General features: G+C 69.4%; 21 protein-coding genes. 12 read left to right on the plus strand and 9 right to left on the minus strand.

The annotated features are described in order from the left end of the window. Positions 1-61: 61 nt before the first annotated feature. Both ABZX12_RS10880 and ABZX12_RS10885 read left to right on the plus strand, forming a co-directional pair. Positions 62-5,578 carry a carboxyl transferase domain-containing protein gene (locus ABZX12_RS10880; RefSeq protein ID WP_355691953.1) on the plus strand — a complete coding sequence of 1,839 codons (5,517 nt, stop codon included), beginning with the start codon at positions 62-64 and terminating at the stop codon, positions 5,576-5,578. Between the two features lie 78 nt (positions 5,579-5,656). Continuing rightward, positions 5,657-7,702: a transglycosylase domain-containing protein gene (locus tag ABZX12_RS10885; RefSeq protein WP_355691955.1), complete on the plus strand. Its 2,046-nt coding sequence runs from the start codon at positions 5,657-5,659 to the stop codon at positions 7,700-7,702. 3 nt (positions 7,703-7,705) lie between these two features. Here ABZX12_RS10885 and ABZX12_RS10890 read toward each other — a convergent pair whose 3' ends face one another. Together ABZX12_RS10890 and ABZX12_RS10895 are read right to left on the minus strand one after the other, a co-directional pair. Then, positions 7,706-8,041 (minus strand): hypothetical protein, encoded by a 336-nt coding sequence (locus tag ABZX12_RS10890; protein ID WP_355691957.1) that lies wholly within the window; start codon positions 8,039-8,041, stop codon positions 7,706-7,708. 69 nt (positions 8,042-8,110) lie between these two features. Next, entirely contained in the window at positions 8,111-8,590 is a 480-nt protein-coding gene (locus tag ABZX12_RS10895) for a helix-turn-helix domain-containing protein (RefSeq protein WP_355691959.1), read from the minus strand. A gap of 100 nt (positions 8,591-8,690) precedes the next feature. Between ABZX12_RS10895 and ABZX12_RS10900 the strand changes: the two genes are divergently transcribed. Further along, on the plus strand, positions 8,691-9,734 hold the full coding sequence (locus ABZX12_RS10900; protein WP_355691961.1) for a helix-turn-helix domain-containing protein: 1,044 nt from the start codon (positions 8,691-8,693) through the stop codon (positions 9,732-9,734). Positions 9,735-9,800: 66 nt separating this feature from the next. Continuing rightward, positions 9,801-10,643 carry an alpha/beta hydrolase gene (locus ABZX12_RS10905; RefSeq protein ID WP_355691962.1) on the plus strand — a complete coding sequence of 281 codons (843 nt, stop codon included), beginning with the start codon at positions 9,801-9,803 and terminating at the stop codon, positions 10,641-10,643. A gap of 69 nt (positions 10,644-10,712) precedes the next feature. Here ABZX12_RS10905 and infA read toward each other — a convergent pair whose 3' ends face one another. The 3 genes from infA to ABZX12_RS10920 form a co-directional block, all read right to left on the minus strand. After that, a complete protein-coding gene (gene infA / locus ABZX12_RS10910; protein WP_355691964.1) occupies positions 10,713-10,937 on the minus strand; it encodes a translation initiation factor IF-1 in 225 nt (74 codons plus the stop codon). Between the two features lie 2 nt (positions 10,938-10,939). Beyond that, complete coding sequence (locus ABZX12_RS10915) at positions 10,940-11,725, minus strand: GNAT family N-acetyltransferase (protein ID WP_355691965.1); 786 nt, start codon at positions 11,723-11,725, stop codon at positions 10,940-10,942. 172 nt (positions 11,726-11,897) lie between these two features. Beyond that, positions 11,898-12,713, minus strand: a complete 816-nt coding sequence (locus ABZX12_RS10920; RefSeq protein ID WP_355691967.1) for an MBL fold metallo-hydrolase — start codon at positions 12,711-12,713, stop codon at positions 11,898-11,900. Positions 12,714-12,746: 33 nt separating this feature from the next. Here ABZX12_RS10920 and ABZX12_RS10925 point away from each other — a divergent pair, with 33 nt between their 5' ends. After that, complete coding sequence (locus ABZX12_RS10925) at positions 12,747-13,307, plus strand: hypothetical protein (protein WP_355691969.1); 561 nt, start codon at positions 12,747-12,749, stop codon at positions 13,305-13,307. Positions 13,308-13,463: 156 nt separating this feature from the next. Here ABZX12_RS10925 and ABZX12_RS10930 read toward each other — a convergent pair whose 3' ends face one another. Then, entirely contained in the window at positions 13,464-13,934 is a 471-nt protein-coding gene (locus ABZX12_RS10930) for a hypothetical protein (protein WP_355691970.1), read from the minus strand. 132 nt (positions 13,935-14,066) lie between these two features. On the opposite strand from ABZX12_RS10930, the gene ABZX12_RS10935 reads away from it, so the two are divergent. From ABZX12_RS10935 to ABZX12_RS10945, 3 genes are all read left to right on the plus strand, one after another. Continuing rightward, positions 14,067-14,570, plus strand: coding sequence for a hypothetical protein (locus ABZX12_RS10935; RefSeq protein ID WP_355691972.1), 504 nt, complete (start codon positions 14,067-14,069; stop codon positions 14,568-14,570). Between the two features lie 108 nt (positions 14,571-14,678). Then, positions 14,679-14,864, plus strand: coding sequence for a hypothetical protein (locus ABZX12_RS10940; RefSeq protein ID WP_355691974.1), 186 nt, complete (start codon positions 14,679-14,681; stop codon positions 14,862-14,864). Next, entirely contained in the window at positions 14,864-15,157 is a 294-nt protein-coding gene (locus tag ABZX12_RS10945; RefSeq protein WP_355691975.1) for a hypothetical protein, read from the plus strand. Before ABZX12_RS10940 ends, ABZX12_RS10945 begins: the two co-directional genes overlap by 1 nt. Before the next feature lie 97 nt (positions 15,158-15,254). Here ABZX12_RS10945 and ABZX12_RS10950 read toward each other — a convergent pair whose 3' ends face one another. After that, positions 15,255-15,455 (minus strand): hypothetical protein, encoded by a 201-nt coding sequence (locus ABZX12_RS10950; protein WP_355691977.1) that lies wholly within the window; start codon positions 15,453-15,455, stop codon positions 15,255-15,257. 1,177 nt (positions 15,456-16,632) lie between these two features. On the opposite strand from ABZX12_RS10950, the gene ABZX12_RS10955 reads away from it, so the two are divergent. The 4 genes from ABZX12_RS10955 (at position 16,633) to ABZX12_RS10970 (ending at position 21,733) form a co-directional block, all read left to right on the plus strand. After that, positions 16,633-17,172, plus strand: coding sequence for a DUF4304 domain-containing protein (locus ABZX12_RS10955; protein ID WP_355691978.1), 540 nt, complete (start codon positions 16,633-16,635; stop codon positions 17,170-17,172). A gap of 508 nt (positions 17,173-17,680) precedes the next feature. Further along, positions 17,681-17,992: a hypothetical protein gene (locus ABZX12_RS10960; protein WP_355691980.1), complete on the plus strand. Its 312-nt coding sequence runs from the start codon at positions 17,681-17,683 to the stop codon at positions 17,990-17,992. 131 nt (positions 17,993-18,123) lie between these two features. Beyond that, positions 18,124-21,549 (plus strand): error-prone DNA polymerase, encoded by a 3,426-nt coding sequence (locus ABZX12_RS10965; protein ID WP_355691981.1) that lies wholly within the window; start codon positions 18,124-18,126, stop codon positions 21,547-21,549. A 43-nt stretch (positions 21,550-21,592) separates the two neighbouring features. Then, positions 21,593-21,733, plus strand: coding sequence for a hypothetical protein (locus ABZX12_RS10970; RefSeq protein ID WP_355691983.1), 141 nt, complete (start codon positions 21,593-21,595; stop codon positions 21,731-21,733). Positions 21,734-21,851: 118 nt separating this feature from the next. On the opposite strand, the gene ABZX12_RS10975 is transcribed toward ABZX12_RS10970, so the two are convergent. Further along, positions 21,852-23,033, minus strand: coding sequence for an FAD-dependent oxidoreductase (locus ABZX12_RS10975; protein WP_355691984.1), 1,182 nt, complete (start codon positions 23,031-23,033; stop codon positions 21,852-21,854). A gap of 1 nt (position 23,034) precedes the next feature. Then, positions 23,035-26,316, minus strand: a complete 3,282-nt coding sequence (locus ABZX12_RS10980; RefSeq protein WP_355691986.1) for a LodA/GoxA family CTQ-dependent oxidase — start codon at positions 26,314-26,316, stop codon at positions 23,035-23,037. Positions 26,317-26,352 lie beyond the last annotated feature (36 nt).

Genomic DNA, 26,352 nt, shown 5'->3' on the forward strand with positions numbered 1-26,352 from the left:
AAACCTGTGCCAGAGCTGGCGATCCCAGCAATACAAGCAGGGTGCGACAGGGAGGCGGTCGATGTTCAAGCGTATCGCAATCGTGAACCGGGGTGAGGCCGCGATGCGGCTGATCAACGCGGTCCGGGAAGTCAACGCCGAAGGCGGTGACCCGATCGAGACCGTGGCCTTGTTCACCGATGGCGAGCGCACCGCGACCTTCGTGCGGGCCGCGGACATCACCTACCCGCTCGGCCCGGCATCGGCCCGCCCGTACCTGGACCTGGGGGTGCTGGAGCGCGCGCTGCGCGAGACCGGCGCGGACGCCGCCTGGGTCGGCTGGGGATTCGTTGCCGAGGACCCCGCGTTCGCCGAGCTGTGCGACCGGATCGGCGTCACGTTCATCGGCCCGTCGGCCGCGGCGATGCGCAAGCTCGGCGACAAGATCGGCTCGAAGCTGATCGCCGAGGAGGTCGGCGTCCCGGTCGCGCCGTGGAGCCGCGGCGCGGTCGAGTCGCTCGACGCGGCGCTCGAGGCCGCCGACCGGATCGGCTACCCGTTGATGCTGAAGGCAACGGCCGGCGGCGGTGGCCGCGGGATCCGGATGGTCGGCTCCGCGGACGAGCTGTCCGACGCGTACGCGCGGACCAGCGAGGAGGCCGCGCGCGCCTTCGGCAGCGGCGTGGTGTTCCTGGAGCGCCTCGTCACCGGCGCCCGGCACGTCGAGGTCCAGGTGATCGCCGACGGCGAGGGGACGGCGTGGGCGCTCGGCGTCCGGGACTGCTCGGTGCAGCGCCGCAACCAGAAGGTGATCGAGGAGTCCGCGTCGCCGCTGCTGTCCGCGTCGCAGGTCGAGGACCTGAAGGCATCGGCGGAGCGGCTGGCGATCGCGGTCGGGTACCGCGGGGCCGCGACGGTCGAATTCCTGTACCACCCGGGCGAGAAGTCGTTCGCGTTCCTCGAGGTGAACACCCGGCTGCAGGTCGAGCACCCGATCACCGAGCTGACCACCGGGTTCGACCTGGTGAAGGCGCAGCTGCACGTCGCGTCCGGCGGCCGGCTGGAAGGCGCCCGCCCGGTGGAGAGCGGGCACGCGGTCGAGGCCCGGCTGAACGCCGAGGACCCGGACCGCGACTTCGCGCCGTCGCCCGGCCGGATCGTCGTCCTGGACCTGCCGGCCGGCCCGGGCATCCGGGTCGACACCGGGGTGAGCGCCGGGGACAGCATCCCGGCCGACTTCGACTCGATGATCGCGAAGGTGATCGGGTACGGGCGGACCCGCGAGGAGGCGCTGGCGCGGCTGCGGCGCGCGATGCAGGCGACGACCGTGCTGATCGAGGGCGGCGCGACCAACAAGAGCTTCATCCTCGAGCTGCTCGACCAGCCCGAGGTGATCGACGGCAGCGCGGACACCGGCTGGATCGACCGGGTCCGCGGCGAGGGCCGGCTGGTCTCGCACCGGCACTCGGGCGTCGCGCTGGTCGCGGCCGCGATCGAGGGGTACGAGGACGCCGAGCAGGTCGAGCGGACCCGGCTGCTGGAGACCGCGCACGGCGGCCGGCCGCAGGTCCAGCACGAGGTCGGCCGCGCGATCGACCTGAAGCTGCGCGGCGCGAGCTACCGGGTGACGGTCGCGCGGATCGGGCCGGAGCGGTTCCGGGTCGGCGTCGGCAACGGCAACGAGCACCTGAAGGTGGTGGACGCCGAGCTGGAGCGGCTGGACGACTACCGCAGCCGCCTGGTCGTCGGCGGGCAGCGGTTCCGGCTGGTGACCGCGACGCACGGCCCGGTGCACCTGGTCGAGGTCGACGGGGTCACGCACCGCGTGAGCCGGGACGAGGGCGGAGTACTGCGGTCGCCCGCGCCGGCGCTCGTGGTGGCGACGCCGGTGCAGACCGGGGCCGAGATCGAGGCCGGCGCCCCGGTGCTCGTGCTCGAGAGCATGAAGATGGAGACGGTGCTGTACGCGCCGTTCAAGGCGACCGTGAAGGAGCTGCTGGTCTCGACCGGCAGCCAGGTGGAGACGGGCGCGCCGCTCATCCGGCTGGAGCCGGTGGCGGACGAGTCCGCGGCCGAGGAGGCGGCTCCGGCGACCAACGGCGTCCAGCTGGACCTGCCGAACGGGACCGGGGAGAAGTCCGCGGCCGAGCGGGTGGAGCGCGGGCTGGACGACCTGCGGAGCATGCTGCTCGGGTTCGACATCGACCCGCAGGACGAGGGCGGCATGCTGGCCGACTACCTGTCCGCGCGGTCGGAGCTCGCGCACCAGCGCTCCGAGCCGCCGGTGGGCGCCGAGATCGAGCTGCTGACGGTGTTCGCGGACTTCGCCGAGCTGAGCCGCAACCGGCCGGCCGGCACGGACACCACCCTCGAGAACCGGGTGCACAGCCCGCGCGAGTACTTCTACACCTACCTGCAGAGCCTGGATCCGGACCGCGGCGGGCTGCCGGCCGAGTTCCAGGCCCGCCTGACCCGCGTGCTGAGCCACTACGGCGTGACCGGGCTGGAGCGGAGTCCGGAGCTGGAGGAGGCGGTCTTCCGGATCTTCCTGGCGCAGCAGCGCTCGACTCCCGACGTCCTGCTGGTGACGTCGGTGCTGCAGCGGTGGATCGCCGAGCCGCTGCCGGACGCACCGCTGGACGAGGCCGTGCACGAGCTGCTCGACCGGCTGGTGCTGGCCACGCAGCTGCGCTTCCCGGTCGTCGGGGACCTGGCCCGGAGCGTGCGGTTCCGCTGGTTCGACCAGCCCCAGGTCGACGCCGAGCGGGCCTCGATCATCGCGGGCGTGCGCGACGAGGTCGCCGACCTGGCCGCGCACCCGGACTCGCCGGACCGGCAGCGCCGGATCGACGCGCTGGCCGCGATCCCGGAGCCGATCGTCCGGTTCCTCGCCGAGCGACTGGAGCACGGCTGGGGTGAGCGGGAGCCGATGCTCGAGGTGCTCGTCCGGCGGCACTACCGCGAGTACGAGCTGCACGACCTGCGCGAGTTCGCCGTCGACGGGCGGCCGTTCGCGACCGCCGACTACACGATCGACGACCGCCCCAGCCACCTGGTCACGACGGTCGGCACGGTCGCCGAGCTGGCCGACCGGGACAGCGGCCTGTCGCGCGCGCTGACCGACCGGGTCGAGGCCCGGACGGCGGGCCACGAGGCCGTCGTCGAGCTGTACCTGTACGGCCCGGACCTGCCCGAGTCGCAGCAGGAGGCCTCGGACCTCTACCGCCGGATGGTCGCCGACCTGCCGATCGCCCAGCGGGTCCGGCGGATCTCGGTCGCGGTCGCCCCGGGGCAGGGCCGCCCGGTCTCGTACTTCACCTACCGGCCGGCCGGCGGGTCGATGGCCGAGGACGACAACGTCCGCGGCGTGCACCCGATGGTCGGCCGCCGCCTGAACCTCTGGCGGCTGCGCGACTTCCGGATCACCCGGCTGGACGCGCCGGAGGACGTGCTGCTCTACTACTGCGTCGCCCGTGACAACGAGGCCGACCGGAGGCTCGTCGCGCTGGCGCAGGTTCGCCAGTTCGCGGTCGCCCGGGACGAGGACGGCCAGGTCACGTCGCTCCCGCATGCGGAGCGCGCGATCTCGAACTGCCTGGAGGCGATCCGCCGGGCCCGGACCGCGCGCGGCGCGGCCGGCGCGAAACTCGACATGAACCACGTCTGGGTGCAGATCTGGCCGGTGGTGAACGTCCAGGTCGACGAGGTGACGGCGCTGCAGCGCAACATCGCCCCGATGACCGCCGGCGCCGGGATCGAGGAGGTCCTGGTGCAGGGCGACGTCGCGGCGCCGGACGGCTCGGTCAACCCGGTCGCGGCGCGGTTCTACTACCAGCACGGCGCCGGGGTCGTGACGTCGATCGAGGAGCCGCCGACCGGCCGGCTGCTGCCGCTCGACGACTACGCGCAGAAGGTGCAGCGCTCGCGGCGGCGGAACACGATCTACCCGTACGAGGTCAGCGGCATGGTCGCCGGCCAGGGCGGCTCGTTCGTCGAGCACGACCTGGACGACAGCGGCAACCTGGTGCCGGTGGACCGGCCGAAGGGCCTGAACAAGGCCGGCATCATCGTCGGCATCGTCAGCACCCCGACCGACCGGTACCCGGACGGCGTCACCCGGGTCGCGATGAGCGGCGACCCGACCAAGGCGCTCGGCGCGGTGGCCGAGGCCGAGTGCTCGCGGATCATCGCGGCCCTCGACCTGGCCGAGCGGATGCGGGTCCCGGTCGAGTGGTACTCGCTGTCCGCGGGCGCCCGGATCTCGATGGACTCCGGCACCGAGAACATGGACTGGGTCGCCAAGGCGCTGAAGCGGATCGTCGAGTTCACCCAGGCAGGCGGCGAGATCAACGTCGTGGTCGCGGGCATCAACGTCGGCGCGCAGCCGTACTGGAACGCCGAGGCGACGATGCTGATGCACACCAAGGGCATCCTGGTGATGACGCCGGACAGCGCGATGGTGCTGACCGGCAAGCAAACGCTGGACTTCTCCGGCAGCGTCTCGGCCGAGGACAACTTCGGCATCGGCGGCTACGACCGGGTGATGGGCCCGAACGGCCAGGCGCAGTACTGGGCGCCGGACCTGAAGGGCGCCCGGGACGTGCTGATGACGTACTACGACCACACGTACGTCGTGCCGGGGGAGCGCGGGCCGCGGCGGGCGGAGACGTCGGACCCGGCGGATCGCGACGTCACGCCGTACCCGCACGAGGTGGCCGGGAGCGACTTCAAGACGATCGGCGAGATCTTCTCCGCGGCGACCAACCCGGACCGGAAGAAGGCGTTCGACATCCGTACGCTGATGCGGGCCGTCACCGACCAGGACCACCCGGTGCTGGAGCGCTGGGCCGGGATGGCCGACGCCGACACCGCGGTCGTGCAGGACGCACGGCTCGGCGGGTTCCCGGTGTGCCTGGTCGGGATCGAGTCCCGGTCGGTGCCGCGGCGCGGGTTCCCGCCCACCGACGGGCCGGACACCTACACCGCCGGCACGCTGTTCCCGCGGTCGTCGAAGAAGGTCGCCCGGGCGATCAACTCGGCCAGCGGGAACCGGCCGCTGGTGGTGCTCGCGAACCTGTCCGGGTTCGACGGGTCGCCGGACTCGATGCGGAACCTGCAGCTCGAGTACGGCGCCGAGATCGGGCGCGCGATGGTGAACTTCCGCGGGCCGATCGTGTTCTGCGTGGTGTCGCGGTACCACGGCGGTGCGTTCGTGGTGTTCTCGAAGTCGCTGAACCCGTCGATGACCGTGCTCGCGGTGGAGGGCTCGTTCGCGTCGGTGCTCGGCGGCGCGCCGGCGGCGGCGGTCGTGTTCGCGGCCGAGGTCGACGCGCGGACCGCCGCGGATCCGCGGGTGGCGTCGCTGGCCGAGCGCGTCGGCGAGGCCTCGGGAGCCGAGCGCGCGGCGCTGGCCACCGAACTCGCGGACGTGCGAACCGTCGTCCGGGCGGAGAAACTGGGCGAGGTGGCGGCCGAGTTCGACCGGGTGCACAGCATCGAGCGGGCCCGCGACGTCGGGTCGGTCGACGCGGTGATCAGTGCCCGGGAACTGCGGCCGAAGTTGATCGAGGCAATCAATTCCGGGGTACCCGGAGCTTGATCACTCGTCTAGCCTGGAAGGGTGCGTACCGGCAGGGGCGGTCGCAGTAAGGCTCGGTCGTTGATTCTGTTCATCGGCGTGAGCGTACTTTCAGGTGCGCTGGCGGCGGGGCTCGCGATCCCGTTCGCCGGCTTCGCCGGGCGCGGCTCCGAGCAGATCGCCGCCACCGTGCAGAGCCTGCCACAGGAGTTCACGAGCGATCCGCTCGCCGTCCGCAGCCGCATCCTGGCCGCGGACGGCACGCTGGTCGCGACCCTGTACGAGCAGAACCGGGTGCCGGTGCCGCTGAGCTCGGTCAGCCCGATCATGCGCAAGGCGATCGTGGCGATCGAGGACTCCCGGTTCTACGACCACGGCGCGCTCGACCTGAAGGGCACCGTGCGGGCGATGGTGCGCAACCAGACCGGCGGCGAAGTGCAGCAGGGCGGATCGAGCATCACCCAGCAGTACGTGAAGATGAGCCTGGTCGAGAAGGCGAAGACGGCGGCCGAGCGGGCCAAGGCCACCGAGGTCTCGTACCAGCGCAAGCTCACCGAGCTGAGGTACGCGATCGCGGTCGAGAGCGAACTGTCCAAGGACGAGATCCTCGAGCGGTACCTGAACCTGGCGAACTTCGGCGACGGGACGTACGGCATCCAGACCGCGGCCCAGCACTACTTCCGGACCTCAGCCGCCGATCTCACGCTCCCGCAGGCCGCGACGCTGGCCGGACTGGTGAAGAACCCGACCGGCTACGACCCGACCAACGACCTGGTCCGCGCCAAGGCTCGCCGGGACGTCGTGATCAAGCGCATGCTGGAGCTCGGTGTGGTCACCGTGCACCAGGCGAACCAGGCGCTGAAGACACCGGTGATCGACCTGGCGAAGGTCGAGCCGGTGCCGAACGGATGCGCGAACTCGCGGTACCCGTTCTACTGCGACTACGTGGTCTCCAAGCTGCTCGCGAACCCGGCGCTCGGCGCGACCGTGAAGGACCGCGACCACTACCTGAAGACCGGCGGGCTGCTGATCCGGACCTCGATCGACCCGCGGATCCAGGCCGCGGCGCAGGCGTCGATCGAGGAGCACAGCAAGCGCACCGACTCCGCGATCGCCGCGATCACGATCGTCGAGCCCGGCACCGGCCTGGTGAAGGCGATGGTGCAGAGCCGCCCGTACGGCAACGGGAAGTTCCACACGAACTACAACTACAACGTCGAGAAGTCGTACGCCGGCGGGTACGGCGGGTTCCAGAACGGCTCGACGATGAAGGCGTTCACGATCGCCGCGGCGCTGTCCCAGGGCATCCCGATGGACTACCGGATCAACTCGCCGCAGCAGATCGATCTGAGCAACAAGAAGTTCCGCACCTGTACGGGCTGGACGCGCGACCCGACGTACCGGCCGAAGAACTCGACCCACAGCGGTGACCTGACCATGGTCGAGGCCGCGCGGTTCTCGACCAACACCTACTTCCTGCAGCTGTCGCAGCGGACCGGGCTGTGCCCGATCGCGAAGATCGCGGCCAAGCTCGGGATGTACAACGGACAGACCGGCGAGCCGCTCGACCAGGTCATCTCGATGACGCTCGGCGTCGGCTACGTGACACCGCTGATGCTGTCGAACGCGTACGCCACATTCGCGGCGCGCGGGAAGTACTGCACGCCGATCGTCGTCACGTCGGTGCGGGACAAGTCCGGGCGCCCGGTCCCGGGCCCTGGATACGACTGCAAGCAGGTCCTCCCGCGGGCGGTCGCGGACGGCGTGAACCGGGTGCTGAGCGCGGTGATGATGCCGGGCGGGACGGGCGGCCGGCTGCGGTTCGGCACCCGGGACATGGCGGGCAAGACCGGAACGATCCAGGAGAACCTGGCCGTCTGGTATGCCGGGTACACCCCGAACCTGGCCGCGGCGGCGGTGGTCGCCGACGCCAACCTGCCGTACACCAACCTGATGTACCGGCACACGCTGAACGGACAGGACATCGCCGACCCGACGGGCTCCGGCACCGCCGGCCCGCTGTGGAAGACCGCCATGCAGGGCGCCCTCCGCGGCCTGCCCGCCGAGCGCTTCGTCGCGCCGCCGAAACGCCTGATCGGCGACCCGAACCCCAAGCCCGCCGACGCCGCGAAGCCGCCCGGTTAGGCCCTAGAGCGGCCTGAGGTCCGTGCCCGGCACCCAGGTGATGCGCCCGTCCTTGTCGCGGAACCGGCCCAGCCAGACGCCGTTGTCCCGGATCCAGACATCCAGCTCGCCGGTCGACCAGGTCGCCCGCTGCACCGGCTGCGCGGGGTCGACGTGCCGCACGGCGTCCGCCGCCCGAGGACCGTGGGCGTCGTACTGCACGTCGAGATCGGCGGCGAGCTCCCGCGCCTTCGCCTCCTCGCCGATACCTGTTGCACGCCACCCGTTGACCGCACCGTCCCAGACGCCGAACCCGTCAGATCCGTCGTCGGCCGGGCGAACCGTGAACCGACCAAGCATGTTTTCAGATTAACGCCTCATCGAACACATGTTCTAGTCTTGATCGCGACGGGAGGTGTGTGAGATAGGTCAGGGAATGGTGATCAGCCCCGGGCCTGCCTCGATCGCGACGTCGTCCGGATCGACATCGTGGCCGTCGTCGCAACGGATGCGGACTCCGACGGGCGCGCCGCAATCGCGGTGGGTCGCCCGCAAGGGCGGGCCCGCCTCGTCGGTCTCCCACTTCGAGCCCCATTGAAGCAGGGCGTAGACAACGGGCTGGAAGTCCATGCCCTTGGAGGTCAACTGGTACTCGTGCCGGGTCCGCTGACCCGGCTCCTGGTAGGGCACCCGTTCCAGTAGTCCGGCGGCGGTCAGCTCCTTGAGCCGGGCTGCCGCCGCGGGCTCGCCGATCCCGACCCGGCGGACGAAGTCCTCGAATCTGCGGGTGCCGAAGATCGCCTCCCGCAGGACCAGGATCGCCGACCGGGTGCCGACAACGTCGATCGAGGCGGCGACCGCGCAGTTGGCCATCGACCAGGTCTCCCGGTGACTGAGCAGATCTGTCATGTCACAAGTGTAGGGCTGACTTGCGTGGACGACAGTCTGATAGGCTGACTTAGACAAACAGAAGTCAGGCAGGTGAGTAGCCGGAGCGAAGGTGGGCGGGATGACGGACATTCTCGATACGCGCAGCGTGCCTGCCGCCGATCGCGCCGAGGTGGTGCGGGAGACGATCGGCAGCTCGAAGGTCCGGGTCGAGATCGATTTCCCGGCCGAGGCCGGGCCCCCGGCGGCGTACGGCGCCATCAGCCGGCTGGGACAGCTCACGGTATGTTCGATCAGCTCGAACGCGGTGACCGTGGAGCGGACCCCGGCCCTGGCCCGGGACGGGCTGGTGCCGAGCATCTTCCTCGGTCTCCAGCTGGCCGGTTCGAGTCTGGTCGTCCAAGGTGGCCGGGAGGCGGTCCTGAAACCGGGCGAGCTGGTCATGTGCCACTCGACCGCGCCGTACACGCTGGTGGATCCCGACGGCATCCGCCAGCACTTCTTCCGGATCCCCATCGCTGCCCTGGGCCTGCCGCATGACGTGATCAGACAGGTCTGTGCCACGACTCTCAGTCCAGGGCATCCGATCGCTGACCTGGTCGCCACTTATCTGCACCGGCTGGCAAGCCGCCCGGACATCTACACGCACCCGGACGCGGACGCCGTGAGCCACCCGAGCATCGCACTCGTCCGTGCACTGATCACCACCCACCTGGACGCCAACGCACCGGGGCAGGAACCGCTGCACGCGATACTCCGGCTACGGATCCTGGAGTACGTCCGCGCCCGGTTGGGCGACCCCGGGCTGAACGCCGGTCAGATCGCCGCCGCGCACCACATCTCGGTGCGGCACCTCTACAACGTCCTCGCCACGGGCGGGATCTCGCTCGGTGCCTGGATCCGCGATCAGCGGCTGGAGGGATCCCGCCAGGACCTCGCCCGGCCAGAGTTGCGATCGTTGACGATAGCAACGGTTGCCCGGCGCTGGGGATACACCGATCCCTCCAGCTTCGGGCGCGTCTTCCGTACTGCCTATGGGCTCTCGCCGCGCGAGTGGCGAGCCCTGGCACACCGTGATCCGGCGGGTGGACCATTCGTGCACAGGAATCTGCAAGGTGTGCAGGACATTGCGCGTAACGGCGGTAGCGGGTCTGTCGGCCCCTAGCGTCGGTTCCGACACCGCTTGGGCGAGCCCGCCGAGCGGTCAACGAACCCTGCAGAAGGACATGCCATGCGTACCCCGAAGAAGACACTGCCCGCGGCTGTCGCGGCTCTCACCGCCGCCCTGCTCGCGCTGGGAGTCGGTAGCGCCCGCACCGGCAGCGCGCAGACCACGCAGAGCGACACGTCGGTCAAACCGACGGTCGTGCTGGTGCACGGCGCGTGGGCCGACGGCTCGAGCTGGTCTGCGGTCACCTCGAAGCTGCAGAGCGCCGGGTACACCGTCGATGTCGTCGCGAACCCCTTGCGCGGTCTCTCGACCGACGCGCTGTACCTGCGTGACTTGCTGGCCACCATCACCGGCCCGGTCGTGCTGGTCGGGCACTCCTACGGCGGCATGGTGACGACCAGCGCTGCCACCGGCAACCCCAACGTCAAGGCCCTCGTCTACGTGGATGCCTTCATCCCCGACCAGGGCGACAGCATCGGCTCGCTGGCCGCCGCACAGCCCGGCTCCGAACTCGACCCGAACAGCTCGATCACCACGGTGCCGATCCACGACGCCGGCGGAAACGTCGTCAACGCCGACGTCTACATCAAGCCGAACCTGTTCGCCGGCCTCTTCGCCGGAGGCATCCCTGCCAAGCAGGCCGCCGTGCTGGCCGCCACCCAACGGCCACTGACGGCCAGCACGCTTTCTGAGACCCTCGCCGGTGTTCCGGCGTGGAAGACCATCCCGTCCTGGGACGTCATCGGTACGGCGGACAAGGTGCTGCCGCCGGCGGCGCAGCAGATCATGGCGCAGCGCGCCGGCGCGCACATCACCAAGGTCGATGCGCCGCACCTGTCGATGATCTCCGACCCGGACGCGGTGACCGGCGTGATCGTCGACGCCGCGCGCGCCACCCGCTGACCGGCCCCTGGCGACCTGCTGGACTTGGCGACCTGCTGGAACTTGGCGACTTCCAGCAGGTCGTTGCCGTCAGTTCCGGTAGCGGAAGATGATCCGGCCCCGGTTCAGGTCGTAGGGGCTGAGTTCCACGAGGACGCGGTCCTCGGGGAGGATCTTGATGTAGTTCTTCCGGATCTTGCCGCTGATGTGCGCCAGGACCTTGTGGCCGTTGCTGAGCTCGACCCGGAAGGTGGCGTTGCGGAGGCACTCGACAACCGTGCCATCGACCTCGATACCGCCTGCTGCTCTGGGCATGGTCAGGCCTTCCCGGTGATCAGTTCGAGCGTGCGGCCGGTGCGTTCGGCGCCGATCCCTTCGAACAGTGCCGTCGCCGCGGTATTGGTCTCGTCGATCTCCGCCGTGGCGGCCTCGACGCCGGCGCGGTGAAATCCGTCGAGCACGTGGCCCAGCAGTGCCCGGCCGATGCCTCGGCGTTGCTCGGCGGCCAGCACCGCGACCAGCCCGATGCGCGGGCGCCGCGTCCTCGTGGCCACCCGGACGAACCCGACGTACCGGCCGTCGCGGACGGCGACCGTGTACTTCGACGGGTCGATCGGTCGCGTCCCGCCCTGCCAGGGCAGCACCTCCGCGGGCATCGTGTGCCAGCCGACGGTGGACCCGACCTCGTCGCGGATCGCCTGGTCCAGCTCGCGCAGCGGCGCCTCGGCGACGTCGGTGACGAGGTGCACCCCTGACGGTGCTGACGGTGCCGGCGGTGCGATCGGCCGGGTGGGTACGACGTACTCGGCCTCGCGGCGCCAGATCGTGAGTCCCGCGCGTTCCCAGTTGGCCGTGAGGTCACGGTCGGTTTCGTCGACGACCGTGTGGAGCGGGCCCGTGAGGTCGGCCAGCATCGCGGCGGCGAGCCGGTCGAAGACGGCGTCCCGCCAGGTGTCGATGCTGAGGAAGGTCCGGCCGTCGAGCCGCCGGGAGGCGTGACCGCGGCCGACGACGAGATCGTTCTCGATCGCGTGCCACTGGTTGTCCGCGACGCGTGAGATCGTCACCGCGCCGACGCCCGGACTGAAAGGCAAAGAGTTCATAGGTGTTTCCCTTCGGGAGCTTCTCGCGGCGCTCCCGACGACACCTACGTCAATCGCCCGCCCGTGACCACGAGAGGGGGAGCACCCACTGCGCTACAGCGTTCATCGGGGCCTCACCTCCTGGTGTGATGTCACGGACCACGGCACGGTACCAGCGCGGCCGTGGTGCCGGTCAATCGGTTTTCCGGCCGAACTGCTGGAGATGCCATTCGGCCACCGCGGGCAGCCAGTCCGTGCCGTAGGTGGCCGACGGGCCGATCCGCGGGTCGTCGGCGAGACGGCCGTCCTGCAAGGCCTGCACGTACGCCCGGTCCTGCGCGATCCGGACGCGGACCTGATCGGCTCCGGCGGCGGGGGAGCCGTGACCGGGGACGACGACCTCGACGGCGGCCGCCACGCCCTCGAGGAGCTGCAGCCCGGTGAGGTAGTCCGCCAGCGGATCCGCGGCGCCCGGGTCCGGGAACGGCATCAGGATGTCGGACAGCATGTCGCCGGCGACCAGCACGCCGGGCTCCTCGATCAGCAGCGCCGCGTGGCCCTGGGCGTGCGCCGGATGCTCGACGATCCGGATCTCGGGTCCGTCCCACGGAAGCTTCGTGGCTCCGGCCGGCAGGGCGGTGACCTGGCCGAACAGGTCCAGCGGTATCTCGCCGGCGATCTCCGGCGGCAGTCCCTCGGCGACGCGGTCCTTCCAGGCGGCGTCGGACAGCAGCTCGTGCAGGAAGGCCGCACCGCGGGCGGTGGCGTAGCGAGGCGCATCGCCGAACTCGGGATGCCAGAGCGTGTGATCCCAGTCGGGATGCGTCGAGAAGCCGGCGACGACGGGTTGGCCCATCGCCCGAAGGTCATCGGCGAGGCAGGCCATCTCCGCGCCCGTGATGCCCGGGTCGACGAGCAGCACACCTGCGCGGCCCTGCACGACGACGGTGTTGTTCTGGAGCAACTCGCTCCGGTGGACCAGCACACCCTCCGCAACCTGCCTCAACATGCCGACACCGTATCGCCTTGGTTGGATTGCAGGATGGCGATTCTTTTCGTTGATCTGGAAACCACCAGCGTCCGGGAACCGTGGCTCCCAGGTGGCCGGCAGATCTGGCAGCTGGCGGTGATCCGCCGTGAGGACGACGGGCGAGAGACGGCGTACAACCGGTTCATCCGGCTGGACGAACTGGACCTGTCGGCCGCGACCGAGCGGGCGCTGGAGATCAGCCGCTTCCATCGTCACCCGTCGCTGAACGGATCCGAACAGGACGTGTGCAGCGGCCGGGACGTCGCGGAGCTCATGGCCGAACTGACCGCGGACGAGCCGTTGTGGGTCGGGGCCGCGCCGTGGATGGATGCCACCGACGTACTACATCTGATGCATCTCCACGGCTTGGTCGCCGACGACGCGGCGGACGTGTCCTGGGACTTCCGTCTCGTGTGCGTCATCAGCCAACTGCTGGGCCACACGAAGCACCCGCCGACCGCGGACGTCGGCGAGATGTCGGCGACCGTCGGCATCGACCAGTCGTCCTACGCGATCCACGACGCCCTGGCCGACACCTACTTCGTCCGAGACGTCTTCGACGCCCTGCACTGACTGGCTGTCATGTCTCAGGAGATCGGTGACAGCTCTGTGTGAGGACGTGGGTGACACTCGATCTCTCAAGACATCGGTGACACTCATGGCCAACCACAGCATCTGCTCGGCCGATCGCGGGCGCGCTCGCTCAGCGGCATGTCCGGACATCGACAGTCAGCCTCCGCGTGGCGGTTTGACCGGCTGCGCTCCAGGCGGCAGGACGCCTGCCATGGCCACTCCCACGAACTGGGCGATGCTGTGCGTGGGACCGATTGTGATCCGCTTTGCAACTTTGTTCAGCGGGAAGCAGACCAGCCCCGAGGTCAGTCGTACGCCAGGCGCGTCCCCCTCCGGCACGTGTGTCCAACTGCCGCCGCCGTTGCGAACGATCAACTCGCCGACGTAGGCACCCATGCTCACCGCCATACTGTGGACCACATCGTCGCTGGGCTGACTCCGCAAAAACAGGTCCACCAGCGCGTCAAGTCGAGGGGCGTTCTCAACTGCATAGTCGAAGTGGTGTCCCTCTTGCGCCGATCCTGTCACAAAGGCGTTGGCGAGCCCCGCCATGCTTGTCGAGACCTCGGCATCGTCAGGCCCGGTGGCGGCACGGGTCCGCTGCTGCTTCTTCCTTCGGCTAAACACCCGCGCAGTGTGTCAGAACCGATGCGAGGCTGCCATTGCAGGCGCGCTGTCATCGGCAGATCCGTGCTTCACGGACAGCGGCCACTTGTCCGGACGTTCGTCTGGCAACGATGAGCGTGCACAATCGCGTTTGTGAGCCTCGTCGACCGAATCGTTGAATCTCCCGATGATTGGACTGCCGCTCGGGTCATCAATGAGCTGCCCTTGTGCATGTACGAGGAGGCCGACCGTCGGCGCGATCCCGACATCCCACCATGGCTTCGGGAAGTCCTGGTGGTGTGCGACTTCGACACTCACCTGCAGATGGAAGGCCTTCTGGGCTGGTTCGAGAACCGGGCATCGGAGGATCTCCGGCTCGTCGCTGATGCCCTCCGGTCCGTTGGGATGCCGAGCGATGCTCGGCTGCTCGAGGAGGCAGCCACGGTCCTCGTTCCGAGTCGACTCGATGCGGAGACGCCTTTCGAGATCGGATCCGTGTCCAGTTTCGCCGAGCGACACCCCGCTGTGACTTCTCAGCAGTACGCGCGGATTCACGAGCTAGAGAACCGGCTCTACCTCAAGGACGCCGCAGCCGCCGATCCATACGCACTCCTCATCGCACACGCGGCCTCAGGTTTGGCATCGACTGCAATGTGAACCGACCTTGCCCGCCCATCGGCTGCGTGCGTTGGCTGGCCCGGCCTGCAAGGCATGTCCTTCCGGATCTGCCGATGTCCGTGCTCACCTCGGGCATAGACTTCCTCAATGCAGAGGCAGCGCGAGCCAGGCCGGATGGTGCGGATTCCCCTCGGTGACGGATTCGTGGGCTGGGGCCGCCAACTGCGCAGCGTCCGGGTGGAGTTCTACGACCGGTTCGACGCCGAGGCCGACGCCGAACAGGTAGACCCCCACGACGTGGTCGGTGGCGAGGTCGTCTTTACCGTGGCGTGATGGATCGCGCCTTCCGACGTGCGAGCAACTGGACGTTGCTCGACGTTGTACCGCTCTCCCAGCAGGAGCAGACCGAGGTCTACCGATCGTTCAAGGAGGACCCGCTCGGCGCGCTCAGCATCTACTGGCAGAGGCCCGACGGCTCTTGGGGCGAAGACAACGCCAGCCGCGCCCAGTGCGCCGGCCTGGAACGCTCGGCGGTCTGGGACCCCGAGCACGTCGAGGACCGACTGCGTGACCACCGGGCTGGTCGGCCGAACAAGTGGGCGGAGTCATTGGCGCTGAAGGATTGACGCCCCGCTCGGCGCAGTAGACGCCCGGGAGAGCAGCCGTCCGGACAAGCAGCCGCGATCAGGACGGAATGGCGATCACCCGTCGCTAGCTACGAGCTCAGCGGGATGGCCCATCGCCGGCTGCGTCGATCGCCTGACGGACACTCGCAAACCGGTCGACCGTGAAACCTGATACGGCGCGGATCTCGGTCTGATCCCAGACGTTGTTCATGTAATGCTCGATGGTGAAGAGGGCGGCTCGAACGATCTCAGCCTCCTCAAGGGTCAGGCACAAGCCCCCACGCTCAGCACGCTCCACGGGCTCGACAATAGTGGTTCAACGGACCCTGTCACCGAACGTCCGCTCATGCCGCCGAGAGCGAAGCGTTGGCGTGCCGATGTGCGGGCGTTCGCCCGAAACGGCCTATCGACCGCGGAAGCGCCGCCGCGTGGCATGCTGCGGGCATGGATCTTGAGTGCCGACGATGCCATCGACCCGTCAAGGTCTCCGCAGCACAGTTCGAGGTCTTCGAGCGAATGCATTACGTCTGCTTTCACTACGAGTTCGAGCATGGCGAGTTTGACGTAGACGAGGAGTGCACAGCCGGTGGCTGCCCTTCCGCGTCGCTGGCCATGGGCCGGGACCGGGTCATAGCAACGGCCCGTGACCTCGCTGAAGAGGCGGCGTTGGGTGGGCCTTGGACAAAATGCAGCGCTCCACGAGTACCTCGAGGCCTTCGCTTCTTGGCTTGCCGATTCGGGCGGCTACTACCTGAACCGACGAACTGTACCGCCTGGCAACGGCTGGGAAGTCGTAAACGATGCGCTCAGGGCCGCGACAGTCTACGAGTGAGCGCACAGGCCGCAGATAGGAAGGTGCGGCCATGCCGATTTGAGTGCGTCGGCTGCGCGCGGCTGGTAGAACTTTCCGGGTGTCTCGGATGAAGCGTGACAGAACATGGCTGCACGCCGCGACGACCTCGCGGACAGTTCACGTACGACCCCAGCTCGACCAACATTGCGTGCACCAGCCACGGCCTGGTTCCTCGCCCTACTGCCGGTGACGTGGCTCGCGTGTGACGTCCTTGCGTTCGAACTGTTCGGGGAAAGCGACTCTGTCACGGGATATGGCGCAAGCGACGCCGCGATGGCGGGACTTCTCTTCGCCACGCTCACGAACTGGGCCGTAGCCGGCGCAGACTCCGCGGCGCTACGGCGATCCGGCGTACGGGTCTCGGCGTGGTGGGGTGTCTTGCTTCTCCCCGTTTATGTGATCCTGCGTACGAGACGGGCCGGCACGTCGCTAATCGTCCCTGCTGTGTTCTTTGCTCTCGCGGTGGCATATCTGTTCTCCGGCGACCTCATCCTGGATGGACTCAACCTGCCCTAACCTCACGCGCGGCCACATAGCCCAATCGGTTCCGGACATGTCGCCGATGGTGAAGTGCCCATGCCGATGGGTGCGCCGGTTGGGGGGTCGCTGCGAGACTTTCGGCATGGCGTTCCTCAAGCGGAAGAACCACCGACCCAGCGACAGTCCCCAGCCGCCGCCGGCGGACGAGCGGGCACCTGAGCTGTTCAAGAGCGTGTTAGCGCACCGCTGGGCACCTGCGCTCCGGGAGTTGGGCTTCAAGGGCTCGGGCCGCCTCTTCGTGCTTCCTGACGACCGAGACTGGGTAATGCTGGGCTTCCAGAGTTCGAGTGCGAGCAACGCCGAATGGGTGAAGTTCACTATCAACCTTCTCGTCGTCGGCAAGCAGGCATGGGAGGAAGCGAGGGAACGCTCCCCGCACCTTTCCGCCGAGCCATCGCCGAACACGATCGGACCGCACCGCTATTTGCAGCGCATCGGCCACCTCACCCACGGGGGCGATCACTGGTGGAGGCTGTACGCCTCGCAGGACACCGAACCGTTGGTCGCCGAGATCTTGGTGGTACTTCGCGACGTGGCAGTCCCAAAGTTGCGCCAGGAGATGACGGATCAGAGGCCGGGACCTCGCGGGACCTTCGAGGGAATCAGGCAAGACAACCGCTGAGGCATCTGACTGCGGCGACCGAAACGTACTCATCCGCTGTCGTGAAGCACTGAACCGCCGATCAGCTGATAAGCGGCCGAGCCAGGGATACTGTTCCAGTGACCGACAGCGACGACGACGCGGACGTGCTCCGAGACCGTGCAGCCATCGAAGCGATAGTCGGACACCCGATCGCCGGAGATTGGCCATCTGGGACCATGCCACCCGGAACCCGGGTGCGAGTGATCGAGGCGGAGGAGTGGGACGGCCCATGGCGGCAGGTCTTCACCGGCACGATCGATGAGACGACCTCGCCTCAACTTGTGGGCTCTGGGGGTCGTCCCGGGGAGTTCGAATACTCGGTCAGGTTCGACGAGCGCCAAATGGATTGGCGGAGGACGGGCCGTACCGCAAGGCCGTGATCTGGGCCAGATATCTCGAATCCATCTGAGGCGTTCCGAACGCACTCTGAGCCGCGATCCGCGCGCCGTCACGCCACTGTCTGAGCAGGCGACGCTAGCGTGGCGCGGTGGATGAGACGACGGCGCGGCTCTCAACGACGCTGCTCAGGACGTCCCAAGGCCAGCCGTACAAGCGACTGAGGGAGCTGCTACCCAGCCAGGGCGTGGATCTGGAGGGTGACGTCCTGGCGGACCTATTTCCCGATGACGTCGACCAAGATTTCGGCGTGATCGTCACGGTCGACCGGCGCGTCTTCACCTTCGTGCTGCTGTGCTACGGGCGCCGCGGCGACTTGAAGGCCCAGCTTGCGGATGCACGGGTCGGCGATTGGACAGATATCACGGAGTGGTGGCAAGCGTCGCCGTACCGTTGGCCATGAGTGTCACCGGTGTCTTGAGAGATCGAGTGTCACCGATTCCTGATGCAGAACTGTCACCCATGTCCTGAGACATCACACCTGCACCACTGGCCTGAGCTCGCTCATGGGAACACATGTTCTAATATGGTTGCGTGGGTTACAACAATCCGCCGATCAAGTGGTCGGAGCTCGAGCGTAGGTTGTCGGATCGCTCGCGTCCGGGCAGCCATGGTGGTCGTCCGGTGACGGCGGACGGCGGGGACAGTCCTGCCTGGTCGCAGCATCGCGGGCCGTATGTGCCTGACGTGGTGCATCGCCCTGAGCACGTCGTGCCGTATGCCGAGCTCCACGTGCACTCGAACTTCTCCTTCCTGGACGGCGCCTCCCAGCCCGAGGACCTGGTCGAGGCTGCCGTCCGGCAAGGGCTGCACGCGCTGGCGCTGACCGATCACGACGGGTTCTACGGTGCGGCGCGGTTCGCCGAGGCCGCGGCGGCGTACTCGCTGCCGACCGTGTTCGGCGCCGAGTTGTCGCTGGATCTGACCGGCCCGCAGAACGGGGTGGCCGATCCGGAGGGCAGCCACCTGCTGGTGCTGGCCGAGGGGCAAGAGGGATACCACAGGCTGGCCGGTGAGATCACCGAGGCGCAGTTGGCCGGTGGGGAGAAGGGGAAGCCGGTCTACTCGTTGGAGCGGCTGGCCGAGAAAGGCCGTCACCACTGGGTGATCCTGACCGGCTGCCGCAAGGGACTGGTCCGGCAGGCGCTCGAGCTCGGCGGGCGCGCCGACGGCCCGGCCGCGGCCGGGCGCGAGCTGGACCGGCTGACCGCGCTGTTCGGCAAGGACCGGGTGGTCGTCGAGCTGATCGACCACCACCTCCCCGCCGACACCACCCGGAACCGGGTCCTGGCCGGCCTGGCCGCCGACCGCGACCTCCCGGTAGTTGCCACGAACAACGTTCACTACGCCACCCCGGCGCAGCACAAACTGGCGGCCGCGCTGGCCGCCGTACGGGCCCGTCGCGACCTGGACGCGATGGACGGCTGGCTGCCGTCGAGCGGGATGGCGTTCGTGCGGTCCGGCGCCGAGATGACCGCCCGTTTCCGGCGGTACGACGGGGCGGTGGCGCGGTCGGTGACGCTGGCGGACCAGCTCGCGTTCGACCTCGCCCGGGCGAAGCCGAAGCTGCCGCTGCGCGACGTACCGGAGGGGGAGACGCCGATGTCGTGGCTGCGGGTGCTGACGTTCCGCGGGGCCGCGAAGCGGTACGGGACGCGCGAGCAGCGCCCGGATGCGTACGAGCGGCTGGAGCGGGAGCTCGACGTCATCGAGGAGAAGGGCTTCCCGGGGTACTTCCTGATCGTCGAGGACATCGTCCGGTTCGCCCATGACCACGGGATCCTCTGCCAGGGCAGGGGATCCGCGGCGAACTCCGCGGTCTGCTACGCGCTCGGGATCACCGCGGTGGACAGCATCCTCTACAACCTGCCGTTCGAGCGGTTCCTGGCCACCACTCGCGCCGAGGAGCCGGACATCGACGTCGACTTCGACTCCGGCCGCCGTGAGGAGGTGATCCAGCACGTCTACGCCAAGTACGGCCGGCACAACGCCGCCCAGGTGGCGAACGTGATCTCCTACCGCCCGAAGTCCGCCGTCCGGGACATGGCCAAGGCGCTCGGGTACTCCGTCGGTCAGCAGGACGCGTGGTCGAAACAGGTGGACGGCTGGAGCCCGGAGATCACCTCGACCGAGCACGACATCCCGCCGCAGGTGGTGGCGATGGCGACCGAGTTGCTGAAGTTCCCGCGGCACCTCGGGATCCACTCCGGCGGCATGGTGCTGACCGAGCGTCCGGTCGGCGAGGTGGTGCCGATCGAGCACGCCCGGATGGAGAACCGGACGGTCCTGCAGTGGGACAAGGACGACTGCGCGTGGATGGGGCTGGTGAAGTTCGACCTGCTCGGGCTCGGCATGCTGGCCGCGCTGCAGTACTGCTTGGACATGGTCCGCGAGCAGATCGGGGAGTCCTGGGAGCTGCACACGATCCCGCGGGAGGAGGCCGGGGTCTACGACCAGCTCTGCCGGGCGGACTCGGTGGGCGTGTTCCAGGTCGAGTCCCGCGCGCAGATGGCGACGCTGCCCCGGCTGAAGCCGCGACGGTTCTACGATCTGGTCACCGAGATCGCGCTGATCCGGCCCGGCCCGATCCAGGGCGGCGCCGTGCACCCGTACATCCGCCGCCGGACCGGTGAGGAGCCGATCACCTACCTGCACCCGAAGCTGCGGCCGGTGCTGGAGCGGACCATGGGCGTGCCGCTGTTCCAGGAGCAGCTGATGCAGATGGCGATGGCGGTCGGCGAGATCGACGGCGACGAGGCCGACCTGCTGCGCCGCGCGATGGGGTCCAAACGCGGGATCGAGAAGATCTCGTCGCTGAAGGACAAGCTGTACGCCGGGATGGCGGGCAACGGGATCACCGGGGAGCTGGCCGACGAGATCTACGCCAAGATCGAGGCGTTCGCGAACTTCGGGTTCGCCGAGTCGCACTCGATCAGCTTCGCGCTGCTCGTCTACTCCAGCACCTGGCTGCGGCTGCACTACCCGGCCGCGTTCCTGGCCGCGCTGCTCCGGGCGCAGCCGATGGGCTTCTACTCACCGCAGTCCCTGGTCGCCGACGCCCGCCGGCACGGTGTCGAGGTGCGCCGCCCGCACCTGCACCTCTCGGGTGTCGACGCGGGGCTCGAGCTGCTGGTCGAGGGGCAGGAGCTGACCGGGCCGACCGGTCTCGACGCGTGCCTGGCGGATCCGCAGCCGGTGGTGGGCCCGTTCGACCCGCAGGCTCCGTTCGACACCACGGTGCATCGGCGGGACGGCGCGTTCGCGGTCCGGCTCGGGCTGTCCGAGGTACGTACGGTGGGGGAGAAGGGCGCGAAGCTGATCGTCGAGGAGCGGGAGCGGGGCGGGCCGTTCACGGAGATGGCCGACCTGGTCCGGCGGACCGGGATCACCGCGGCCCAGGTCGAGGCGCTGGCGACCGCGGGGGCGTTCGACTGCTTCGGGCTCGACCGGCGGCAGGCGCTGTGGGAGGCGGGTCGCGCCGCCGAGGAGCGCCCGGGCCAACTGGCCGGCATCACGGCGGCCGGTCCGCCGCCGACGCTGCCCGGGATGAGTGACATCGAGGCCGACATGGCCGACCTGTGGTCCACCTCGATCACCACCACGAGCCATCCGATGCAACGCGTCCGCGAGCAACTCCGCGCCGACGGCATCCTGTCCGCGGCCGAGCTCCGCAACGCCCCGAACGGCGCCCGCGTCCGGGTCGCCGGCGTCGTCACCCACCGCCAGCGCCCCGCCACCGCGTCGGGCGTCACGTTCATGAACCTCGAGGACGAGACCGGCATGGCCAACATCGTCATCACCGTCGGCTGCTGGCACCACCACGCCGCCGTGGCCCGCAACGCCGCCGCCCTCATCATCCGGGGCCGCGTGGAACGCGCCGGCGAAGTAACCAACCTGTCCGCCGAGCACCTCCAACACCTGCCCCTGGCCGCCCGCACCAAGTCCCGCGACTTCAGATGACGAGTGTCGGATCCAGGCTTGGCCGGACGCGACAGTGGCGGCCGTGTTCCCGGTGATCACCGGGAAGAGCGGCGAGGACCCGCTCTTCCGTGGCGCGGCCGACTTCGACCTCGAACTCCTCGAGAGCCACACGGTCGACGGCCATACCCAGGAACTCACCTACCGCCCCACCCTCCACGCCTGACGCACCCGCGTACGCCGCTCGCACGCCGAGTCGTGGCAATTGGTTCGTGGCGGGAACACCGAGTCGTGGATCGTGGTCGCTTTCCACAGCCACATCCCACGACTCGACGAACAGGTTGTCAGCCGTATTCCACGACTCGAGGAACGGGGGTCCGGCGGCGGGTCCAGAAGGGCGTGGGGTGATGGGCGGCGGCGTTGTAGTAGCTGGCGCGGGTGGTCAGGTAGGTGGTGCATTCGGCGTTGCGGTCGGACTCGTAGGTGGTGATCGGCCTGGGGTCGGTGGGGTGGGCGAGCAGGCGACTGACCGCCTCGGCCGCGGCCTTCGCGGTGCGGAGGGCCCGGGGCACGCCGCTGCCTGACACCGGGTCGACGGCCAGAGCGGCGTCGCCGACGGCCAGCCACGGCCGGAAGTCGTCCGGCCGGATCAACCGCTGGCTGGCCGCCGAGTAGACCCGCGGCGCAGGACCGCCGGAGCACGACGGGCGCGGGGCGGCGGATTGCACCGACGGAGCGGTCGGTGCGGTGCCGCCGGGGTATGGCGGGAGCGTGCCGGCGGTGTGTAGACGATGGGCGGTTGCGCTGGTGGTGTGGAGGTGGCTGGTCCAGCCGTTGGGAGTGGCCAGGTGGTGGTGGCGGCTGAGGTCGGTGTCTGTGATGAGCATGGCGATCAGGGCGTTGTCCGGCAGTGGTGCGGTGTACCACCAGCCGTGGGCAGCCGCCTCGATCAGCAGGTACTGCTCGTTCGCCACCTCGACGCCGTCCCAGCGCGTGGTGATCCCGACCAGCCGGTCGAAGGCGATGCGGCGGGCGCCGAGTGATCGGCCGATCGTGGCCGAGCGGCCGGTCGCGTCGATCATGGCTCGGGCGCTCAGCCGGCTGCCGTCGGGGCAGGCGAGTTGCCAGGTCCCGTCGTACGAGCAGGAGCTGAGCGACGAACCGAGGTACGTCGACACGCCCGCCTCGCCGGCCGCGTCGAAGAGCATCCGGTCGAAGGTCAGGCGGTCGACGTGCCACCCCGAGTCGTAGCCGCTCATCAGGTGCGAATGCTCGGCGGCCGGTCCTGACCACAGGCTCCGCGTCCCCCACGACGGAATGTGGCCTGCGGCAACAAAGTGCGACCACAGGCCGAGCTCCCGCAGCAGCGGCTGGATGCTGGGGGCAAGCGTCTCGCCGACGCGCGGCCGCTCGAAACGGCTGCGCTCCAGCAACGCGACGCTGTGCCCGGCGCGCGCCAGCCGCAACGCGGTCGCTGCGCCGGCGGGACCACCGCCGGCGACAACGACGTCGTACGTCGTGACCATGTCAGCAGCCGCACTTGCGGATCGCGTCGAGGTCGAACCCTAGGCGCCGCAACCGCTCGATCAGCTTGTCGTCGAAGCCCTTGAGCACACAGCACAGCAACTCGCAGCAGCAGGAGTCGCCACCGCCGGCCGGCGGCGGGTTGTCACCGCCGCGCCACACCGCCGCGGTCAGCAAGCGCTCCCGCGTGAACGGCCGCCCGACCCGAGTGCGCCCGCGAGCCCGCACCCGAATCCGGTAAACGCCCGGAGCCGTCGTACGGAAGCTCGCCTCGAACTCCCCAGCCGCGAACGGATCGAGCACGACCGTCACGACGGATCCGTCCGGCCGCGTCACCTCCGCCCACACGTAAGGATCCCCGGACACCGGCACACCGGACTGGGTGAGCGAAGCGTTGATCGTCACCGAGGCGCCGGGCTCGAAGGATCGCTGGTCGGCCGTGGCGCGCAACGACACGTTCGAGTAGGAGTGCACGACCAGGCTGTAGGGAAGACCGCGCCGTCCGGGCTGCTCGCCGACGGCAGGCTCCTGAGCCACTGCGAACGCGCGCTCGAACTCGAACGGACGCCGCGCGGGCGGAGCAGCGTGCACGGCCGGATGCGCGCGGCCGCGAAGGATCGACAGGTCGACGCCGTCGGAGTCATCTGGAGTCCTCCCGGTGTGGGGCCGGCCGATGGTCAGCAACGCGTGCCAGGTCCCTGCCTGGTCGAACCGGTTGGGCCGGAGCTGGACGGGCAGTGTGATCCGGTAGTACGCGACGCCGTCCCCGGTCACGTACCGCATCGCCGGCTCCGACTGCGCCCGCCACGGTTCGATCAGCAGGCCGTTCGGCGTCTGGAGCCGGAAGTCGACGGCGTCCGGCCGCGGCGTCAGCAGGACGACGTCCACGCCCGAGTCCCCGTCGGACAGCTGGAACGGGATGCGGTGCACCGCGCCGACCGTCAGCTCCCCGTCCGGGTCGAGCACCACCTCGGCGTTGCTGATCCCAGCCAGCACCTGCAGGAAGTACTTCTGCAGCAGGAACCGGTTGTCGGTGGTGATCGCGCCCGTCACCAGCAGGTACCCGCCGTTGTTGCCGGAGATCGTCTGCAGCGCAGGGACGCTGATGTTCTGCGGCTGCCCGAGACCGACGGCGTACGTGCGCTCGTTGATCTGCGCCGCGACGTCGGCGATGAAGCGCGGGCTGTTCTCGATCCCGTCGGTGAGAACGACCAGGGACTTCACGTCGTACGGCGGCGCCGCGTCGAGCAGAGCGCGGCCCTCGAAGATCCCGTCGCCGATCGACGTCGCCCCCTGCGGATCGAGCCCGGTGCCGTTGATCGTGTCGTGGGTCGCATTGCGGTTCACGTCGGACAGGCCGCCGGGGCCGAGTTCGAGGACGGACTGCAGCGGCTGCGCGTCTTCGTTGTAGCGGACGATGCCGACGCCGTCGCCTTCGAGCATCAGGTCGACAAAGATGTTCGCGGCCTGCTGCAGCGCGACGTGCTTGCTCTGGCCGTCGCCGCGGTCCTCGCTCATGCTGCCGGACCGATCCAGCACCAAGGCCGTAGCTGCCATGGTCCGCGCGACGGTGTTGCCGGTGACAGTCACCTGCCAGGTCTGACCGGACGCGGCTTCCTGGACCGTGAGGACCTGCGGCGGGATCGACGACGGTGCCGCGCCGGTGCGGTACACGACCCACAGCCGAGCGGTCGCGACTCCGTTGGGCGCGGTCGGGCCGACGGTGACCGAGGCGGTCGCGGCGACCAGCTGCGGATGCGCCGGCGCACCTCCGGGCGCGTAGTCGAGCGTCACCGCGGACCCCGGCGACAGCACCTCGAACGTGATCGCCAGCGCGGCCTCGCGGACCATGCCCATCGGCCCCTGCGGTACGTCGACGAACCGCAGCTCGGGCGTGAGCAGCGTGATCGACGCCTCGTCGCAGTGCTCGACCTCGACATGCTCGGACCCCTGCTCGACGACGAAGCCGAGCGTGTGCCACAGCGTCACCATGTCGTCCATGCTGGTGACGTCGCGGTCCCAGCGGGCGGGGCTGCCGGTGTCCTGGGCGATGACGTCGTTGGGCCGGGGGACCGGCCACCAGTTGTCACCGCAGGCCTTGAAGTCGGCCTGCCACGGCAGCGCCATCGCCTGGCTGATCGTGCCGGCGCCGACCGAGGACGCGAGCCGGAACGCCTCGGCGTACGACGTCTCGATGATCGGCCGGTCGCCGGCGGACAGCCCGCCGGCCTCGATCCCGGGGAAGAACGCGCCGCCGACACAGGCCTCGAGCGCCGCGCGATCCATACCGTCCGGGGTCAGATCGGTCTGCGGCTGCGGTACTCCGGTCCAGTCGGCGGCGTAGTTGCCGGCCTGCCAGCGCTGCAGGTGCGCGTACTGCGTCGGCGTCAGCGCGGAATCGCCCCCGTTGAGCCGGGGCATGTCGCCCGGCGGCCGGAGCCGCGCGAAGATCGCGTCGACGAGCGGCTGCGCGGTGACCGGGTCCGGCCAGCTGTGCGCGCCGAAGATCCCTTCCACCCAGCGCATGTCGCGGGCGCGCTGCAGGATCGGGTAGACGTCCTCGGTGTACGACGTCGTGGTGGGCGCCGCCGCGAGCCCGAGGTCGATCATCCGTTGCAGGACCCGGTCGTACAGCGTCGTCACACTGTCCTGGTGCGGCGCGAACTTGGGCGGCGCGACGATCGCCCAGGCGCCTTCGACCGCCGGTGACGAGTTGTCCGCCCGCAGCGTGATGGTCGCCGTGACCGGTCCGTCCGACACGTCGTCGTACCAGCCGGCGTTGCCCCAGAAGCTGCCGATCACGTTGCCGGCCGGCGATGCGGAGGTCCCGTGCCCGCCGAGGACGAGCAGGTGGTTGTCGTCGTCGCTGCGGATCTCGCCGAGCGGAACCGACACCGCCGGCTGCCCGGAGAAGTCGATCGTGCCGGTGTCGAACAGTTCCCGCTGGTCCGGCCCGGTGAGCGTCCGCGGGCCCGGGTCGATGGTGAGCTGACCGGCCGGCTCGCTGTTGCCGCGGTTCGGGTGCGCGGCCTTGGCGTTCACCAGATGCACGGTCCAGGAGATCTCGGCGGTGGCGTCGGTGAGCTCCTCGACGCTGCCGTCGTCGTGGTGCGCGAAGATCCGGAACCGCGCCGCCTGCCGCTTGACCCGGCACTGCGCGTCCTTGAACCCACCCGCCGGCTCGGGCCGTTCGCGGAGTCGTTCCGGTCCGACGAAGAACTCGTCCGGACTGTTCCCGACCCGCGCGATACCGATCGCCGGATGGATCTTGTACGTCGTCGCCATGCCTGTCTCCCCCCACGTTGGTCCGCCCCTACCCGG

The sequence above is a fragment of the Kribbella sp. NPDC003505 genome, assembly GCF_040610875.1.
Classification (GTDB): Bacteria; Actinomycetota; Actinomycetes; order Propionibacteriales; family Kribbellaceae; genus Kribbella.

Bases quoted from the DNA above. Each gene is read 5' to 3' on its own strand.
- ABZX12_RS10880 (WP_355691953.1), top strand. From the start codon at position 62: ATGTTCAAGCGTATCGCAATCGTGAACCGGGGTGAGGCCGCGATGCGG.
- ABZX12_RS10905 (WP_355691962.1), top strand. From the start codon at position 9,801: ATGCGTACCCCGAAGAAGACACTGCCCGCGGCTGTCGCGGCTCTCACC.
- ABZX12_RS10925 (WP_355691969.1), top strand. From the start codon at position 12,747: ATGGCGATTCTTTTCGTTGATCTGGAAACCACCAGCGTCCGGGAACCG.
- infA (WP_355691964.1), bottom strand. From the start codon at position 10,937: ATGCCCAGAGCAGCAGGCGGTATCGAGGTCGATGGCACGGTTGTCGAG.
- ABZX12_RS10890 (WP_355691957.1), bottom strand. From the start codon at position 8,041: ATGCTTGGTCGGTTCACGGTTCGCCCGGCCGACGACGGATCTGACGGG.
- ABZX12_RS10940 (WP_355691974.1), top strand. From the start codon at position 14,679: ATGCAGAGGCAGCGCGAGCCAGGCCGGATGGTGCGGATTCCCCTCGGT.
- ABZX12_RS10920 (WP_355691967.1), bottom strand. From the start codon at position 12,713: ATGTTGAGGCAGGTTGCGGAGGGTGTGCTGGTCCACCGGAGCGAGTTG.
- ABZX12_RS10895 (WP_355691959.1), bottom strand. From the start codon at position 8,590: ATGACAGATCTGCTCAGTCACCGGGAGACCTGGTCGATGGCCAACTGC.
- ABZX12_RS10945 (WP_355691975.1), top strand. From the start codon at position 14,864: ATGGATCGCGCCTTCCGACGTGCGAGCAACTGGACGTTGCTCGACGTT.
- ABZX12_RS10915 (WP_355691965.1), bottom strand. From the start codon at position 11,725: ATGAACTCTTTGCCTTTCAGTCCGGGCGTCGGCGCGGTGACGATCTCA.
- ABZX12_RS10900 (WP_355691961.1), top strand. From the start codon at position 8,691: ATGACGGACATTCTCGATACGCGCAGCGTGCCTGCCGCCGATCGCGCC.
- ABZX12_RS10980 (WP_355691986.1), bottom strand. From the start codon at position 26,316: ATGGCGACGACGTACAAGATCCATCCGGCGATCGGTATCGCGCGGGTC.
- ABZX12_RS10975 (WP_355691984.1), bottom strand. From the start codon at position 23,033: ATGGTCACGACGTACGACGTCGTTGTCGCCGGCGGTGGTCCCGCCGGC.
- ABZX12_RS10955 (WP_355691978.1), top strand. From the start codon at position 16,633: ATGGCGTTCCTCAAGCGGAAGAACCACCGACCCAGCGACAGTCCCCAG.